This window comes from Pseudomonas edaphica (assembly GCF_965277385.1).
Taxonomy (GTDB): domain Bacteria; phylum Pseudomonadota; class Gammaproteobacteria; order Pseudomonadales; family Pseudomonadaceae; genus Aquipseudomonas; species Aquipseudomonas edaphica.
The window spans coordinates 2,736,964-2,752,405 of the sequence record NZ_OZ255725.1 but is presented as its reverse complement, the minus strand read 5'-3'; the positions used below and the strand labels follow the sequence as shown (position 1 = coordinate 2,752,405).

Sequence of the window (15,442 nt, the reverse complement as noted above, 5' to 3'; positions counted from 1 at the left end):
GCCGCTCCCACATTGGATCTCATTTCAAGGCCCTTTCTACTGCGTTGGTAAAGACTGCGGGCGAGGCCAGTTGCATCTCGCGGCTGGCGATTTCCACCGCCACTTGCACGGTGCTGGCGCGGGTCAGGCGCTCGCCGCTGGCCAGGTCGGTGATCAGGTAGTTCACCTTCAAACGGTTCTCCCACTCCACCAGGCTGGCGCGCACATTGATCGTTTGGCCAAAGGTCGCGCCGCGTACATAGCGCAGTTGCATGTCGATCACCGGCCAGGCGTAGCCGGATTCGAGCATCGCCGTGTAGTTGTGGCCGAGCTTGTCCAGCAACGCGCAGCGCGCCACTTCCAGGTACTTCACGTAATGCCCGTGCCACACCACGTTCATGGTGTCGACATCAAAAAACGGCACGAGGATTTGCGTGTCGCAATGCAACACGCCCTGGCTACGCATGCAGCCTCCAGTGTTGCTCGGCGATACGTTTGAGGCACAGGCGCAGTTCGCCTTCCAATGCGCGGTCTTCGATCACCGGCGGGAAGTCTTTTGCCAGCGCTTCATGCATGGCCGCCAAGGCCGGTGGCAGTGGGCGCGCGTCTTCAGCCTGGGCGCGCAGCCACACGCCCTGGTTGGCGGCGAGCAAGGTGGCGGCGGCGACCTGTTCGGTCAGCTCCAGCACGCGGATTGCGTCGCGGGCGGCGATGGTGCCCATGCTCACCTTGTCCTGGTTGTGGCATTCGGTGGAACGCGAGAACACGCTGGCCGGCATGGTGTTTTTCAGCGCTTCGGCGGTCCAGGCGCTGGTACCGATCTGCACGGCCTTGAAGCCGTGGTTGATCATCGCGCGGTCGGCCGGCGCGCCGGACAGGTTGCTCGGCAGGCCGTGGTTGTAACGCACATCCACCAGCAGCGCGAGCTGACGGTCGAGCAGGTCGGCGACGTTAGCCACCAGGGTCTTGAGGCTGTCCATGGCAAAGGCGATATGCCCGCCGTAGAAGTGCCCGCCGTGCAGCACGCGCTCTGCTTCGGCGTCGATGATCGGGTTGTCGTTGGCGCTGTTCAGCTCGATTTCAATGAACGAGCGCAGCCAGTTCAGGCTGTCGGCCAGCACGCCCAGCACATGGGGCGCGCAGCGCAGCGAGTAGCGATCCTGCAGACGATGCAGCGGCGCAGTCGGCGCATCGATCGCCAGGTCCTTGCGCAGCCAGGCGGCCACTTGCATCTGCCCCGGGTGCGGCTTGGCGGCGAACAGGCGCTCGTCGAAGTGTTCCGGGTTGCCTTGCAGCGCTACCACGTTCAATGCGGTGATGCGCGTGGCCAGTTGCAGCAGGTAGTCGGCGCGGGCGAAGGCCAGGCAGGCAAGGCCGGTCATCACGGCGGTGCCGTTCATCAAGGCCAGGGCTTCTTTGGGGCGCAATACCAGCGGCTCCCAACCCAGTTCGCGGTGTACGTCAGCAGCCTGGCGGCGTTCGCCACGGAACAGCACTTCGCGCTCACCGGACAGGGTCGCCGCCACGTAGGACAGCGGCGTCAGATCACCGCTGGCGCCCACTGAACCTTCTTCCGGAATCAGCGGCAGCACGTCGTGTTCGAGGAACGCATGCAGGCGCTCCAGCAACTCCACACGCACGCCGGACACGCCGTGGCACAGCGACTGCAAGCGTGCGGCGAGTACGGCGCGGGTGGCCTGTGCGTCGAGCAACTTGCCCAGGCCGCAACCGTGGAAGGTGTAGAGGTGACGCGGCAACGCCTCGACGTGCTGCAACGGCACCGCCACCACGCATGAATCGCCGTAGCCGGTAGTCACGCCATAGATCACGCCTTCCTTGTCCAGCAGCGAGTCGAGGAACTGCGCGCCCTTGGCGATGCGCTGGCGATAGGCTGCGTCATCTTGCAAGTGCGTGGGCGCCTGACGGTTGGCCAGGGCCAGCACGTCTTCGATTGGCAGGTGGCGTTCGCCAAAAATTACCGGCTCAAGATGCGGGGTCATCGGTCTTCCAGAAAGGGTAAAAGTTGAACCATTGTTGGGGCGCCTCCAGGCAAAACTCGCCCAGGCGTGCGGCGTAGCGGGCGGTCCACTGGGCGATGACGTGTTCGCGGGTGCTGCGCTTCCATTCGATCAATGCGGCGAACGGCTCAATGGTCAGGCGGTAGCGGCCATTGTGCTTAAGGCACATCAGCAGGTTGACCGGGCATTTAAGCAGGCCGGCCAGCAGCCACGGGCCTTGGGGGAACGCGGCGGCATGCCCGAGAAAGTCCACGCGCACCTTGCGCCCGCCGTGTAGGGGCACGCGGTCACCGGCAATCGCCAGCCACTCGCCCTCGTCCAGGCGCTGGCTGAGCAGCAGCATGGTCGCCGGGTCCAGCTCGCTGACCTGGATCAGGCGCAAGTGCGTGGCCCCGGCCTCGCCCAGCAGGCGGTTGAATTGTTCGGCGTGCTTGGTGTGCACCAACACGTTCATGGTGACTTGTTCGCCAATCTCTGCGAGTGCGCGGCACACCTCCAGGTTGCCCAAGTGCGCGCCCACCAGCATCTGGCCGCGCTCGCCGCGTAACTGCCCGCGCAATTGCGCCGGGTCGTTGATTTCGATCTGTTCGATGCGCAGCTTGCCGTTCCACACGTCGAGCTTGTCGAGCAAGGAGTCGGCGAAGGCCATGAACTGCGCGAACACGCTTTTATGGCTGGGCCGCAACGCAGCGCGCCCGCTCCAGTCGGCCAGGCGCTGCTGGTATTGCCAGGCACTTTGGCGCGCCGTGCGCCCGAACAGGAAAAAGTACAAAACGATGCCGTACAGCACCGGGCTCAACAGGCGGCGGCCCAGCACTTTGGCCGCGAACGCGGTGAGTTTCATCAGCCAGAAGCTGCCGCGCTCTTCGCGGTCGGCCCAGTGTTTGGTGCTGTCGCTCATGCCTGCCACCGTCGCCACACTATCATCGGTGCGCGTACCAGCATGCCGAAGAACAGCCTGGTGTGCATGGCGCTGATGCGCACGTTGTCGCGGAACAGGCGGAAGTGTGACACGCCATCGGTAGGGTAATGCACTTGGGTCGGCAGCCAGCGCATCGGCTGGTTGCGCCAGGCCAGGCGTACCAGGATGTCGGAGTCGAAATCCATGCGCGTGCCGATGTACGCCGAATCCATCAAGGCCAGCGTCGGCGCCAGCGGGTACACGCGAAAACCGCACATCGAGTCGCGAATCTGCAGCGACAGGGTGTTGATCCACACCCACACGTGGGTCAGGTAGCGCGCGTAAAGGCGACCTTTGGGCACGCTGTCGTCGTATTCGGGGTAGCCGCAGATCACCGCATTTGGGTGCGTGCGCGAGGCGTCGAGGAAGCTGTCGACTTCGCGCAGGTCGTGCTGGCCGTCGGCGTCTACCTGCAGCGCGTGGGTGTAGCCCAGGCGCGCGGCTTCGCGAAAACCGGCCATGACCGCGCCGCCTTTGCCTTGGTTGTTTGGCAGGGTCAGCAAGGTGACGTGATCGAGCGTTGCCAGTTGCGCCAATACCGCCGCGCACGCCGGGCTGCTGCCGTCATCGACCAGCAGGCACGGCAGGCCGCTGTTCAACAGGCTGTGAACCACGGCGGGCACGGCGGCTTCGTGGTTGTACACCGGGATGAGGGCGCAGGGGTTATGCATGGGCGGGGTCTCCTGAGAGACCGAGTTGCCTGCATCGCAGGCAAGCCAGCTCCCACCTTTGAATGTGCTCACATGTCAAAGTGTGGGAGCGGGCTTGCCCGCGATTGAGCGCGCAGCGCTCATTGGGACTATGCATGCGCAGCCACCAATTGAATCCGGCCGCTGGAGCAGGCCGCATCGCCGTTGCGGTACGCGAAGTACAGCCTGCCGCGCTCCGGGTCGAAGCGCAGGTGCAGTTCAACCTGATCACCAGGGCGCACCAGTTGCTGGAACTTGAGCACTTCCATCCCGGCAAAGGTCGCGGGTAAATCGAGCAGTTGCTGGCCGAGGTTGAAGGCCCATTCCACCTGCACCACGCCGGGCAGCACCGGCGTGACCGGGAAATGGCCGCTGAAGTAGGCCAGGTCCGGTGGGATGCTCAGTTGCACAGTCCATTCGCCGTTGGCTTCGACCTGTTCCAGCACTTCGGGTGCTTTTGGGCGTGGTGCCAGCAGCAATGCCTCGGCGTCAGCCTGGGGCAGTTTGCCTTGGCTGTTCAGCGGCAGCTGGCGCAGCAAACGCCAGCGACGTGGCAGGGCCAGGGCTTCGCAATGTTGGCTTAAATGCTCGCGCAGGGTTTGGGTGACGCTGCGTCGCCCCTGGTTGCGCAGCGCATGCAGGCCCTCGGCGCTCAGCACCACCAGCGCGCCAAGTGAAGCGCGATTTTCCTGCACCACGCCCAGGCGGGTTTCAGCGACCCAGGCGTGGGTCAGCAGTGCCTGTTCGAGCATGGGCAGGGAGATGCGTTTTTCTTCCAGTTTGACGATGCGGTCCAGGCGCCCGAGCAGCTCGAAGCGGCCATCGGAATGAATGCGCGCCGCGTCGGCGGTTTGTTCGATATGCCCGGCCGGCAGGTACGGCGAGGCAATGCGCAGGGCGCCGTCGGCATCCTGGCTCAGTTCCACATCGGCAAATGGCTGCCACGGCTGTGCGCCCTGGCGCCAGGCGATACCGCCGGTTTCCGAGCTGCCGAGGATTTCCGTCGGCCATTGCTGCAAGCGGTCGTACAGGCTGCCGGCGGCTTCCACTGGCAGCGCGCCGCCGGAGGAGAACACTCGCGACACTTTACTCAGTGCGGGCCAGTCGAGGTTATCGCCCATGCGCTTGAGCAGTGCGGGGCTGGCGACCCAGGCAAATTGCGCATGTTCGCGGCTGGCGCGCTGCATGTCTTCAGGGAAGGCCAGTTGTTTGCGCACAAAGGTGCGGCCGGCGCACAGCGGCCACAACACCCGGAACAGCAAACCATAGATATGTTGGGTGGCCACGCTGCCGATGATGCAGGCGTCTTTGAGGCCTGCGCCCCACAGCGCTTCCAGCGCCGCCACTTCGTTGGCCAGTTGGCGCAGGGTCTTGTCGATGCGCTTGGGTTCGCCGCTGGAGCCGGAGGTGCACAGGCTCAATTGGCAGGCGTCGAGGTCGAGCGCGGCAGGGCTCAATGGCGCCTGATACAACGCGTCAAGGTCGGCTGCCTCTACGAGCCAGGCGTCCACGCTGTCGTCCCAGCGTTGGCGGGTCTGGGGCTGCAAGTCGGCAGGCAGCAGCACACTGACCCCGGCACGCCAGGCGCCCAGCAGGGCAACGGCCAGCACGCCTGCGTCTTCCAGGTGCACCGCCAAGCGCTGGATGCCGCGCGCCTGCAGGCCCGCCGCGAGGCTCAGGGCCTGCTCGCAGAGTTGGACGTGATTCATCGCAGGTTCGGTGGTGACCGAACGTTGTTCCAGCGCCTCAAGCAGCAAGTGCTCAAGTTTCAACCCATTCATACGCGGCCTCGAACCCTTTGTCGTACCAGCCATTCCACGGCAAACAGCAGCCCCATCAGCCCGTAGGCGATGAGGCCGTTGTACAACGTCCACCAGCTCAGTGGCGCCCACAGCGTGAGGGCGGCGGCGAGCAAGCCATTACACAGAAAAAACACACTCCACACCACGGTGACCTGGCGCGTGTACACAATTGCTTTGGGCGGCAGCTGCGGGTCGGTCATGCGTGCAAGACGCTCGACCATCGGCGGCCCGTATTTGAGGCTCATGCCGAACAGCGCCAGCATGAACGCGCTGACCAGGCTCGGGTACCAGCGCAGCAACTGCGGGTTGTCGAACCAGGCCAACAGCAGGCAGAACACGATCACCGCCACGGCCATCCAGCGGCTGCCGGGGCGCCGTGCGCCGGTCAGCGCACGCAACAGCCACAGGCTGCCCAGCAGCAAACCGAATTGCCACGGCGCGAAGTGCTCGGTGCCGTAATACACCGCAAAAGGGTACAGCAGCCCCGCCAGCAACAGGCCAAGGCCGATCAGCCGGCTCATGCGGCAGGCTGGACCAGACGGTACACCGCCTCAACCACGTCGTTGACAGTGCGCACCGCCTTGAACTCTTCGGCGGCGATCTTCTTGCCGGTCTGGCGCTTGATATGGTCGATCAGGTCCACGGCATCGATGCTGTCGATTTCCAGGTCCTGATACAGGTTGGCGTCGAGGGTGACGCGCTCAGGCGGCAGTTCAAACAGTTCCACCAAGGCATCGCGCAGGGTGTTGAAAATATCGTCACGAGTTTGCATGGTCCGGTCTCAAGCTGCCTTTTTAGCCGTGACGAATGCCGCAAGGCTGGCCACGTTGGTGAAGTGATTGCGCGTGTCTTTGGCGTCGGCATCGATCTTGATGCCGTACTTTTTCTGGATCGCCAGGCCCAACTCCAGGGCGTCCACCGAATCCAGGCCCAGGCCTTCGCCGAACAGGGTCTGGTCGCTGCCAATGTCGTCGGGGCTGATGTCTTCCAGGCCCAGGGCCTCGATGATCAGCGCCTTTATGTCGTGCTCAAGGCTGTGTTGGTTGCTCATCTTCGGCGAGCTCCTTAATGAAATAGTGATGCAGGTAATCGTTGAGCTTGCGTGAAGCCTGGGGCGCAGGTCCCAGTGTGGCAAACGCCTGTGGGTCTATATCGGCACCTACGCGCAAACTGAAGTGAAAACGGCGTTTGGGAATGCGATACCAGGGTTCGGCCTTGGTCAGGGTGGTGGGGCTGACCTTGATCACCACCGGGGTGATGATTGTCGCACCGCGCAGCGCAATGGCCGCGCCGCCGCGATGAAAGGCCGGTGCTACGCCGGGCGTGGTGCGCGTGCCCTCGGGAAAGATGATCAGCGTCTGGCCATCGCGCAGCGCATCGGCCGCGGCATCGAGCATATCGGCGCTGCCGTCATTGCTGATGTAACCGGCGTCGCGCACCGGCCCACGGGTGAACGGGTTCTGGAACAGGCTCTGCTTGACCACGCAGTTGGTCTGGCGCATCAGGCCGATCAAAAACACCACGTCGATCAGCGACGGGTGGTTGGCGATGATCATCTGGCCGGGGCGCCCGAGGTTTTCTGCGCCTTCAACGCTATAGGTCAGCACACCGGCGCGTTGCATCATGCGGATAAACAGCCAGAACAGCTTGCTGATGGTGTGGCGGGCGCGGCGCTGGTGTTTAGCGGCACTGCCTGGCAGGCAACTGAGCAGCGGGAACACCAGCAAACGCAGGCACAGCCCGCCGACACCGAAGCAGAAGAAGCTCGCGGCGGTGGCGAACAGGCGCCAGTAATAGGCGTCCCGTGGCTTGTCGGTCAGGGCTTGCGTTGCCAGTTCCATACACGGTTCTTCCAGGCATGTTGGCAGGTGGCCTGCTCGGTAAGCAGGGTGCGCAGCAGGTTCAGGGCGTGGGGCCACTGGGTTTGACTGAGTTGGACAGCGCCGCTGTTTAGTTCCAGTTGCCACTCGTCGCCCGGGGTCAGCAGCAGGCCGAGGGCATAAGGGAAGGGCACATCATGGATCCAGTCGGCGTAAGCCGCAGGCGGTTGTTCTTCGGTGATCACCAGCAACACCGCCGGGGCGCCTTCGTTGAGCAGCGCGGCGGCTTCGAGCATGCCGTGTTCCAGGCCATCGCCAGCGGCGGCGAGGGCGGTCATTTCGCAGGTCTCATTGCGCAGGATCGACCACAGGCCAATCACCGCGTTATGCACCGACAGGCTGAACTGGGTGGGCGACAGCGGTTCGTCGTTGGCCAGGTCGCTGAGTATATCGAGGGTGCGCGGGGTTTCGCCGTGCCGGGAAACAAACACCAGCGGCAGGTCTTGCCGGCCCTCGGCCAACGGCCAGCCCACGCTGAACGCCATGCGCGCCAGCCGGCTCAGGCGGCGGCGCTGCATGGCGGGCAGGAACGACACATCGGGTGACGCATCGCTGGCCGGCACTAACACCGGAGCCTGGCACCAGGCGCGCCAGTCCTGCGCAGTCTCAAGGCCCGGAGCCCAGGCGCGCCATTGGTCGATATTGAAAGTGATCACTGAGAAGTTATCCCGCCCCTGCGGGCTTCCATGTGCAGCCGTTGGCCCCGAATACCGGGACAGGGAACAATGGCCGAATGGCGCGCATTATCCCGGTGCCGTGGGGTTCTAGCAAACTTTGGTAAAGAATTGTTCACGGATGAATACAATTTGCCGGAAAAGATTTACAGATTGTCCTTTACCCGTGCCGCGTGCGGATTGTAGGAGTCTTCCTTTTGTTCACCGGGTGATGCGCCAGTGCATGGATGAACGAGGTAGCTAACAGGCGCTTTTGCCCTCTACACTCGGACATTCATTGATACACGGAGGTTTTTTCCATGCGGCGTGTGGTGTTCAATCAAAAAGGCGGCGTTGGCAAGTCCAGCATTGCCTGCAACCTGGCGGCGGTGAGCGCCAGTGAAGGCTATCGGACCCTGTTGGTGGACCTCGATGCACAAGCGAACTCAACTCAGTACCTCACAGGGCTGACCGGCGACGATATCCCGATGGGCATCGCCGACTTCTTCAAGCAAACCCTGTCTTCCGGGCCGTTTTCGAAGAAAAATCAGGTGGATATCTACGAAACGCCGTTCGACAACCTGCACGTGATCACTGCGACTGCCGAGCTTGCGGACCTGCAGCCCAAGCTTGAGGCCAAACACAAGATCAACAAGCTGCGAAAGCTGCTGGATGAGTTGAGCGAAGATTACGACCGGATTTACCTGGATACGCCGCCGGCACTGAATTTTTATGCGGTTTCGGCGTTGATTGCCGCTGATCGTGTACTGATCCCGTTTGATTGCGACAGCTTCTCGCGTCAGGCGTTGTATGGTCTGTTGCGTGAAATCGAAGAATTGAAGGAAGACCACAACGAAGGCCTCGAAGTGGAAGGCATCGTGGTCAACCAGTTCCAGGCCCGTGCGAGCCTGCCGCAGCAGATGCTGGATGAGTTGATTGCCGAAGGTTTGCCGGTACTGCCGGTGTACCTGGCCAGCTCGGTGCGCATGCGCGAGTCGCACCAGGAGAGCAAGCCGCTGATCCACCTGGACCCACGGCACAAGCTGACGTTGCAGTTCGTGGAGCTGCATAACTTGCTGGAAAATGCCTGATCCCAATAGCAACACAAATCCCCTGTGGGAGCTGGCTTGCCTGCGATGCTGACAACTCGGTCTATCAGTTAGACCGAGGTGATGCCATCGCAGGCAAGCCAGCTCCCACATTTGTTTTTGTGTTTCAGCAGGGGGATTTGGATTGTTCCTACGAAGGCTGTAGGAAGGGTCTGGCAAATGGGGTTGTGGGTTGTATCGTTGCCTACAGCTAAGCCAGAATCGCCCGGCTTGTGCGTCTGGATGGGCGTCTCTAAGGTTGGCCGGTCGCTGAATGTTCAGTGATCGGGTTTAGTAGCCCGTGGTGAGACGTACAGCAAATCATTGATCAGGACTGCCCTGTATTTGATGGTGGCTGTACGGAGGGCGCTTTCGAGCGCGCCGGTGAGTCTCCCCGGTCTACTAACCTGCGTACAGCTGCCACCCTCCGTTTAGTAGCGGCTGGTTGCGGCTCCTACCCGGAGACGTTCCATGGTTAACCTTTATTCCGTTGCACCCAACCTCCCTACCGAAACCCTCGTACTCAACAGCTACGAAACCTTCTCTTCCGTCCGTACCCTGTTACTCAAGCTCTCCAACGACCTCACCGGCGAGCACCGCGACGTGGCCCTGGCCATCCATCAATTAAGCGAACTCGGCGTAATGCTGGTCGGCCAGATGATGGACCACGAAACCCCCGTAGCCCGAGCTTAAAACGCGGTCAATGTGGGAGCTGGCTTGCCTGCGATGCAGGCAACTCGGTCTATCAGTCAGACCGAGGTGATGCCATCGCAGGCAAGCCAGCTCCCACAGTTGACCCCGTTGCTTGAGGGACTGGTTTACACCCCTTGGCTACGCAACCAACTCATCAACTGCGGCAACGGAAACGCGCCACTCTGGCGTGCCACTTCACGGCCGTTCTTGAACAGAATCAAACTCGGAATCGAGCGAATTCCCAACTGCGCGGAAAGTTGCTGATTAGCCTCACTATCAAGCTTGGCCAACCGACATTTACCCTCCAACTGCCCAGCCGCCTGCTCAAACACCGGCGCAAACGATTTGCACGGCCCACACCACTCGGCCCACACATCCACCAACAACGGCAGGTCACCCTTGATCTGGCTGGCGTAGTCGCCTTGCTTCAGCTCGAAAGGCTTGTTCAGCAACACAGGCTGCTTGCAGCGCCCGCATTTAGGCGCATCACCCAGGCGTTCGCCAGGGATGCGGTTGAGGCCGTTGCAATGCGGGCAGGGGATTACAAGAGGTTCGGACATGGTGGGCTCCTAGGGCGTGGCCAATGGGTTTAATTTGGAGCCGGCAATGAGGTTTATCAAGACCAGGCGAAAAGGATGAAACACTGATCGTTCCCACGCTCCGCGTGGTAATGCATCCCGTGACGCTCCGCGTCACCCGTGCGCAGATGCACTGCAAAAGGCGGGACGCGGAGCGTCCCAGGCGGCATTCCCACGCGGAGCGTGGGAACGATCATCTTACGACGAGCAACTAATCTCCAAATGCTTGCCCCAGTCCGGTGGCCGCTGGGCGTATTGCTCCATCCCAGGCTGTTCTTCAAACGGTTTGGAAAGCACCTCATGCAGCCGCCGCGCTTCGCTGTAGTCGCCTGACTCGGCAGCCGCGATGGCGTTTTGCGCCAGATAGTTGCGCAGGATGTACAGCGGGTTAACTGCGTGCATGCGTTCACGGCGCTGTGCCTCGCTGTAATCGCCATCCCGTGCGACGCGAGCCTTGTATTGATCAGCCCAGGCATCAAACCCGGCCAGGTCGACAAAGTCATCGCGCAAGCGCGCCACGGCCAGTGCCGCAGACTCATCACCCAGACGGCGGAAGAACAGCGTGTAGTCCACGCCGCTGTTCTGCATCAGTTTCAGCAAGCGTTCCACCAGTGGCTGGTCAGCGTCTTCAGCCGTGGTGAGCCCCAAGCGTCGACGCATCAGGTCCAGGTAGTGCGCCTGATACAGCGGCAGATACAGCCCAAGGGCTTCTTTTAAGGCATCCACACTGATAAACGGCGTCAGCGCCTGGGCCAGCGCGCTCAGGTTCCACTGCCCGATCGGCACTTGGTTGCTGAAGGAGTAGCGCCCTTCATGGTCCGAATGGTTGCAGATGAAGTGCGCGTCAAAATCATCCAGAAACGCAAACGGCCCGAAGTCGAAGGTGATGCCGAGGATCGACATATTGTCGGTGTTCATCACGCCGTGGCAGAAGCCATAGGCCTGCCATTTGGCGATCATTTCGGCATTGCGCTCGACGATTTCGCGGAACATCGCCAGGTACGGTTCGGGCTGTTCGCGGCACTCGGGGTAGTGCAGATTCAACACGTGCTCGGCCAATTCGGCCTGCTGCTCGGGCTTCTTGGTGTAGTAGAAGTATTCGAAATGCCCGAAGCGGATATGGCTGTGAGCCAAGCGCAATACCATGGCGCCGCGTTCTTGTTTCTCGCGCCATACCGGCGTGTCGGAGCCAATCACGCAGAGGGCGCGGCTGCTGGGAATACCCAAGGCATGCAGGGCTTCGGAAGCGAGAAACTCACGAATCGAAGAGCGCAGCACCGCACGCCCATCGCCCATGCGCGAATACGGCGTCATCCCGGCGCCCTTGAGGTGCAAGTCCCAATGCTCGCCGGCCTGGTTGTACACCTCACCCAGCAACAACCCGCGGCCATCGCCCAGTTGCGGGGTATAGCCGCCGAACTGGTGCCCGGAATAGACCATTGCCCGCGGTTCTGCTTCGGCCCACAGTTTGTGCCCGCCAAACAGCTCGGCAAATACCGGCGTTTCGGCCACGGCCGGGTCGAGGTCGAGCAAGGCCATGGCGGCGTCGCTCGCCACCACAAGGCGCGGCGCGTCGAGGGGCTCAGGCAGTACGTGGGTTGAGAACGCGTCGCCCAGGCGTGCGAAGCGGTTGTCGAAGGTCAGTTCGTCGAGGGCTTTCACCGGCCATCTCCAGCAGAATGTCCGAGCATTCTGCTGGGGATAGGGCGTTTAGTCGAGTTTGCTCGGCGGCGGTTCTTGCACGCCGCCGTCGTTGGCGGGTTTGGTCGGTGCGTCGACTTCCACCAGTTTGTATTCCTGGCCGTGGAGGTTCTTGAGGTAGACCTCCATCTGGCGGAACGAGATGTTGATGTGGTGGTTCTTGAACTCGCGGTTGATAAAGCGGTTCACCTCGTCGATCACCGGGTTGCGGTCACCCAGGTCGCGCACGTGCATGCGCAGTTCGTGGTCGAGGGTGCTTTCGCCGAAGTTGAGGAAGTACACATGGGGTTCGGGTTCTTTCAGCACGCGCGTGTTTTCACGCGCGGCCTTGAGCAGCAATTCCTTCACCAGATCCAGATCGGAGCCGTAGTCCACGCCCAGTTTCAGTGTCACGCGGGTGATGGTGTCGGTCAGTGACCAGTTGATCAGTTGCCCGGTGATAAACGTCTTGTTCGGGACAATGATGTCCTTGCGGTCGAAGTCGGTAATCGTCGTGGCGCGGATGCGGATCTTGCTCACCGTGCCCGACAGGTTGCCGATGGTGATGGTGTCGCCGATGCGCACCGGGCGTTCGAACAGGATCATGATGCCGGAGATAAAGTTGGCGAAGATCTCCTGCATACCAAAGCCCAACCCCACCGACAGCGCCGCCACCAGCCATTGCAACTTGTCCCAGCTCACGCCGAGGGTGGACAAGGTGGAGACGAAACCGACGCCGGCGATCACATAGGACAGCAAGGTGGTCGTGGCATAAGCGCTGCCTTGTGCCAGGTCCAGCTTGGACAGCACCAGTACTTCGAGCAAGCCGGGCAGGTTGCGCGCCAGGGCGAAGGTGATGCCGACGATGATCGAGGCGCCGAGCAAGTCGCCGATGCTGATCGGCACCATGCTGATATTGGCACCAGTGCCGCTGGTGTATTCGTAGAGGGTCACGTTGTCCAGGTAGGAGAACACAGTGATCAGGTCTTTCCACACCCAGTACAGCGCGGCGATAAAGCCGCCGAGCAAGGCCAGGCGGATCAGGCGCATGGACTGTTCGTTGACCTGCTCGATGTCCAGGGTCGGTTCTTCGATCACCGCTTCGCCGTCGCCGGCTTCCTTGGCGGCCTGGCGTTTGGCCAGGGCGCGGGCATAGGCCAGGCGTCGTGCAGCAACGCCGAGGCCGCGGACAAAGGTGGCCTCGATGACCAGCCAGAACATCAGCAGGTACAGCGTGTTGATCAGCCGGTCGCTGAGTTTGAGCGCGGTGTAGTAGTAGCCAAAGCACACGGCGATAAACAGCGCGACGGGCAGGGCGGTAAACACCAGGCCCACGGCCTTACGGAACAATGAGGCTTTTTCGTGGGTGGGGCTGTGCAGCAGCAGGCGACTCAGCAGCCAGGCCATCAGCGCGTAGCAGGTCAGCACCACAGCGATGCCCAGCACGTCGTCGGCCAGCGCGGCCGGCTGGTGTTCGGCGATGGCCACTACGGCTACCAGCGCCAGCACCACCAGCCCGAGCTTGCGGATCCAGCCCTGGAGGAATTCGACCTGGGGCTTTTCCCAGCGGAAATGCAGTTCGGCCACGCCACCCGGCGCGAGAATTCGGTAGGCGGTGTAGAACACCAGCCACGCTTGGGCGATCAGCAGCAAGGCCGCGCCCAAGTTGGCGTTTTGCCCACGGGCGTCGATTTGCAGCGCGTAGCCGCACAATGCCAGCGCCAGGGCCACCGGCAGCGCCAGCAGGATATTCACCAGGATGGCTACCGGCGTGTGCCATTGGCTGTCGCGCTTGAAGTGGCCAATATCGAGGTGGATCTTTTTCAGGCGCGCGTACAAGGCTTTACGCCGCCACAGCAGTGCGCCAATCAACAGCAGCAACGGCAAGAACAGCAGCGGGCGCTGGGTCAGGCCGTCATACAGTTCGCTGACGCTCGAAGCCCACGGCAGGGTGGTGACTTGCTTGGTCAGGTGGTCCGGCACGGTTTCCAGCCACTCGGTGTCCAGCGGCTTGTTGCTGGGGATCCAGAACATTTGCTCGTCGAGGGTCGCGCGCAGGTTGGTGGCGGTGCTGAGCAGTTGTTTCTGGTTCAGTTGCAGGGTGATGGATTCGTTCAGCAGCGCGCTCAGCTCACGGCTCAGGCGTTCGAGCAGGTCGCTGCGAGTGATCGCCAGTTCCAGCAAAGTGCGGCGCAATTGTGGCGTCACGTCATCCGGCGACTGATTGGCCAGCAGGCTATCCACATAGGTGCTGGGCGTACTGATCAGTTCGCGTTGCTGGTTGACCTCGAACTGGTACAGGCGAATGTTGGCGATGTCGTCCGCCAGGTTGCGGTCGACGGTAAGACGCGGCAGCGCCTGTTTTTGTTTGTAGAGGATCTTGGAGAGCAGCAGGCTGCCCTTGAGCACATTGATCTGTTCGTCCAGGGCCGAGTCGCTTTGGGTGACGGTGTCCAGTTGCTGCTTGGTCTGCAGGTTTTTCTGGGTCAGGTCATTGAGGCGGTCAGTGCTTTTGAGCAGGTAGTCGGAGAGCTTGAGGTTGGCCGCGCTTTCGGTCGCGAGCAGGCTGCTGCCGCCGGCCTTTTGCGCTTCGATGGACTGCTGGGTCACGGTCTGCTGGGACTGGGCCAGGCGTTTCTGGTTGATCAGGGTTTGCAGGTCCTGGATCTCTTGTTCCAGGCGCGCGGTCTTTTCCACCACCAGGTCATGCTGGCTGTTGCCCAGGTCTTGCAGTTGGCTGTTGCCGGCCAGTTCCTGGCGGCGCAGCGGGATCAGGGCATTAAGGGCCGCAAGTTCGGCATTCAATTGGTTGCGCTGGTCGCCGCTGAGGGTTTTGCCGTTGTCTTTACCAGCCTTGAGGATCGAATTGATCTGCTGGATGCGCGTCTGGCTGCTGCTGATTTCGGTCTGGGCGCGCTCTGGACGGGTTTGGGCGGCGATGGTCAGGCTGTTGGCGTCGGCCAACTCTTTTTGCAGGTCGCCTTGCTGGGTGCTGCGCTGCACGAGCAATTGCTCAAGTTGCGGCACGGGCAGCGAGGCATAGCGTTGGGCCACGGGGACAATTTTAGTCGCCTTGAGCCGCACCAATTCACGCTGGTTGTCGGTGGTCTGGCGCGGGGCGTCTGCCAGCTGGCGCTTGAGGTCGGCCAGGCGCTGCTCGTAATCCTGCTTGTTGCCCAGGTACGTCAACGTCTGTTGCAGGATGCTCTGCAACGCCTTCATGTCGGCGTCGGGCAGCTTGCGGTCGGGCAGCTTGTCCAGGCTTTGCTGGATGGCGTCGGTGCTGGGCGGGTCGGCGGCGTAGACGTTGCCCACGCAGAGGGTCAGGCCCAGCAGGGCAGTGGCTAAAAAGGTGCGCAGTAGGGTCATGGATACCGGTCGAGCAAGGTAAAGAGGCTGGTGGCGTGGCGCCATAGCCTCG

Annotated in this window: 15 protein-coding genes; 2 read left to right on the top strand and 13 right to left on the bottom strand. The window is 62.0% G+C overall.

The window, feature by feature from the left end:
- Positions 1–19 precede the first annotated feature (19 nt).
- From ACQY47_RS12495 to ACQY47_RS12450, 10 genes are all read right to left on the bottom strand, one after another.
- Positions 20–445 carry an acyl-CoA thioesterase gene (locus ACQY47_RS12495; protein WP_099548061.1) on the bottom strand — a complete coding sequence of 142 codons (426 nt, stop codon included), beginning with the start codon at positions 443–445 and terminating at the stop codon, positions 20–22.
- Positions 438–1,979: an HAL/PAL/TAL family ammonia-lyase gene (locus ACQY47_RS12490; RefSeq protein WP_428557183.1), complete on the bottom strand. Its 1,542-nt coding sequence runs from the start codon at positions 1,977–1,979 to the stop codon at positions 438–440. Before ACQY47_RS12490 ends, ACQY47_RS12495 begins: the two co-directional genes overlap by 8 nt.
- Positions 1,963–2,898, bottom strand: a complete 936-nt coding sequence (locus ACQY47_RS12485) for a glycosyl transferase (protein ID WP_428557182.1) — start codon at positions 2,896–2,898, stop codon at positions 1,963–1,965. The genes ACQY47_RS12490 and ACQY47_RS12485 overlap by 17 nt, the downstream gene beginning before the upstream one ends.
- A complete protein-coding gene (locus ACQY47_RS12480; RefSeq protein ID WP_017138545.1) occupies positions 2,895–3,629 on the bottom strand; it encodes a glycosyltransferase family 2 protein in 735 nt (244 codons plus the stop codon). The genes ACQY47_RS12485 and ACQY47_RS12480 overlap by 4 nt, the downstream gene beginning before the upstream one ends.
- Positions 3,630–3,757: 128 nt before the next feature.
- A complete protein-coding gene (locus tag ACQY47_RS12475) occupies positions 3,758–5,428 on the bottom strand; it encodes an AMP-binding protein (protein ID WP_428557181.1) in 1,671 nt (556 codons plus the stop codon).
- Positions 5,425–5,970 carry a membrane protein gene (locus ACQY47_RS12470; RefSeq protein ID WP_017138543.1) on the bottom strand — a complete coding sequence of 182 codons (546 nt, stop codon included), beginning with the start codon at positions 5,968–5,970 and terminating at the stop codon, positions 5,425–5,427. Before ACQY47_RS12470 ends, ACQY47_RS12475 begins: the two co-directional genes overlap by 4 nt.
- A complete protein-coding gene (locus ACQY47_RS12465; protein ID WP_003187949.1) occupies positions 5,967–6,221 on the bottom strand; it encodes an acyl carrier protein in 255 nt (84 codons plus the stop codon). The genes ACQY47_RS12470 and ACQY47_RS12465 overlap by 4 nt, the downstream gene beginning before the upstream one ends.
- A gap of 9 nt (positions 6,222–6,230) precedes the next feature.
- Entirely contained in the window at positions 6,231–6,500 is a 270-nt protein-coding gene (locus ACQY47_RS12460; protein WP_017138542.1) for a phosphopantetheine-binding protein, read from the bottom strand.
- A complete protein-coding gene (locus ACQY47_RS12455; protein ID WP_017138541.1) occupies positions 6,478–7,290 on the bottom strand; it encodes a lysophospholipid acyltransferase family protein in 813 nt (270 codons plus the stop codon). Before ACQY47_RS12455 ends, ACQY47_RS12460 begins: the two co-directional genes overlap by 23 nt.
- Complete coding sequence (locus ACQY47_RS12450) at positions 7,266–7,985, bottom strand: beta-ketoacyl synthase chain length factor (protein ID WP_428557180.1); 720 nt, start codon at positions 7,983–7,985, stop codon at positions 7,266–7,268. The genes ACQY47_RS12455 and ACQY47_RS12450 overlap by 25 nt, the downstream gene beginning before the upstream one ends.
- A gap of 317 nt (positions 7,986–8,302) precedes the next feature.
- On the opposite strand from ACQY47_RS12450, the gene ACQY47_RS12445 reads away from it, so the two are divergent.
- Positions 8,303–9,073, top strand: coding sequence for a ParA family protein (locus ACQY47_RS12445; protein ID WP_017138539.1), 771 nt, complete (start codon positions 8,303–8,305; stop codon positions 9,071–9,073).
- 468 nt (positions 9,074–9,541) lie between these two features.
- Positions 9,542–9,763 (top strand): DUF6124 family protein, encoded by a 222-nt coding sequence (locus ACQY47_RS12440; RefSeq protein ID WP_428557179.1) that lies wholly within the window; start codon positions 9,542–9,544, stop codon positions 9,761–9,763.
- A gap of 125 nt (positions 9,764–9,888) precedes the next feature.
- On the opposite strand, the gene trxC is transcribed toward ACQY47_RS12440, so the two are convergent.
- The 3 genes from trxC to mscK all read right to left on the bottom strand — a co-directional run bounded on the left by trxC (position 9,889) and on the right by mscK (position 15,390).
- Positions 9,889–10,323: a thioredoxin TrxC gene (gene trxC, locus ACQY47_RS12435; protein WP_017138537.1), complete on the bottom strand. Its 435-nt coding sequence runs from the start codon at positions 10,321–10,323 to the stop codon at positions 9,889–9,891.
- Positions 10,324–10,539: 216 nt separating this feature from the next.
- A complete protein-coding gene (selO, locus tag ACQY47_RS12430) occupies positions 10,540–12,003 on the bottom strand; it encodes a protein adenylyltransferase SelO (protein ID WP_428557178.1) in 1,464 nt (487 codons plus the stop codon).
- Between the two features lie 48 nt (positions 12,004–12,051).
- Positions 12,052–15,390: a mechanosensitive channel MscK gene (mscK, locus tag ACQY47_RS12425; protein ID WP_428557177.1), complete on the bottom strand. Its 3,339-nt coding sequence runs from the start codon at positions 15,388–15,390 to the stop codon at positions 12,052–12,054.
- Between the last annotated feature and the right edge of the window lie 52 nt (positions 15,391–15,442).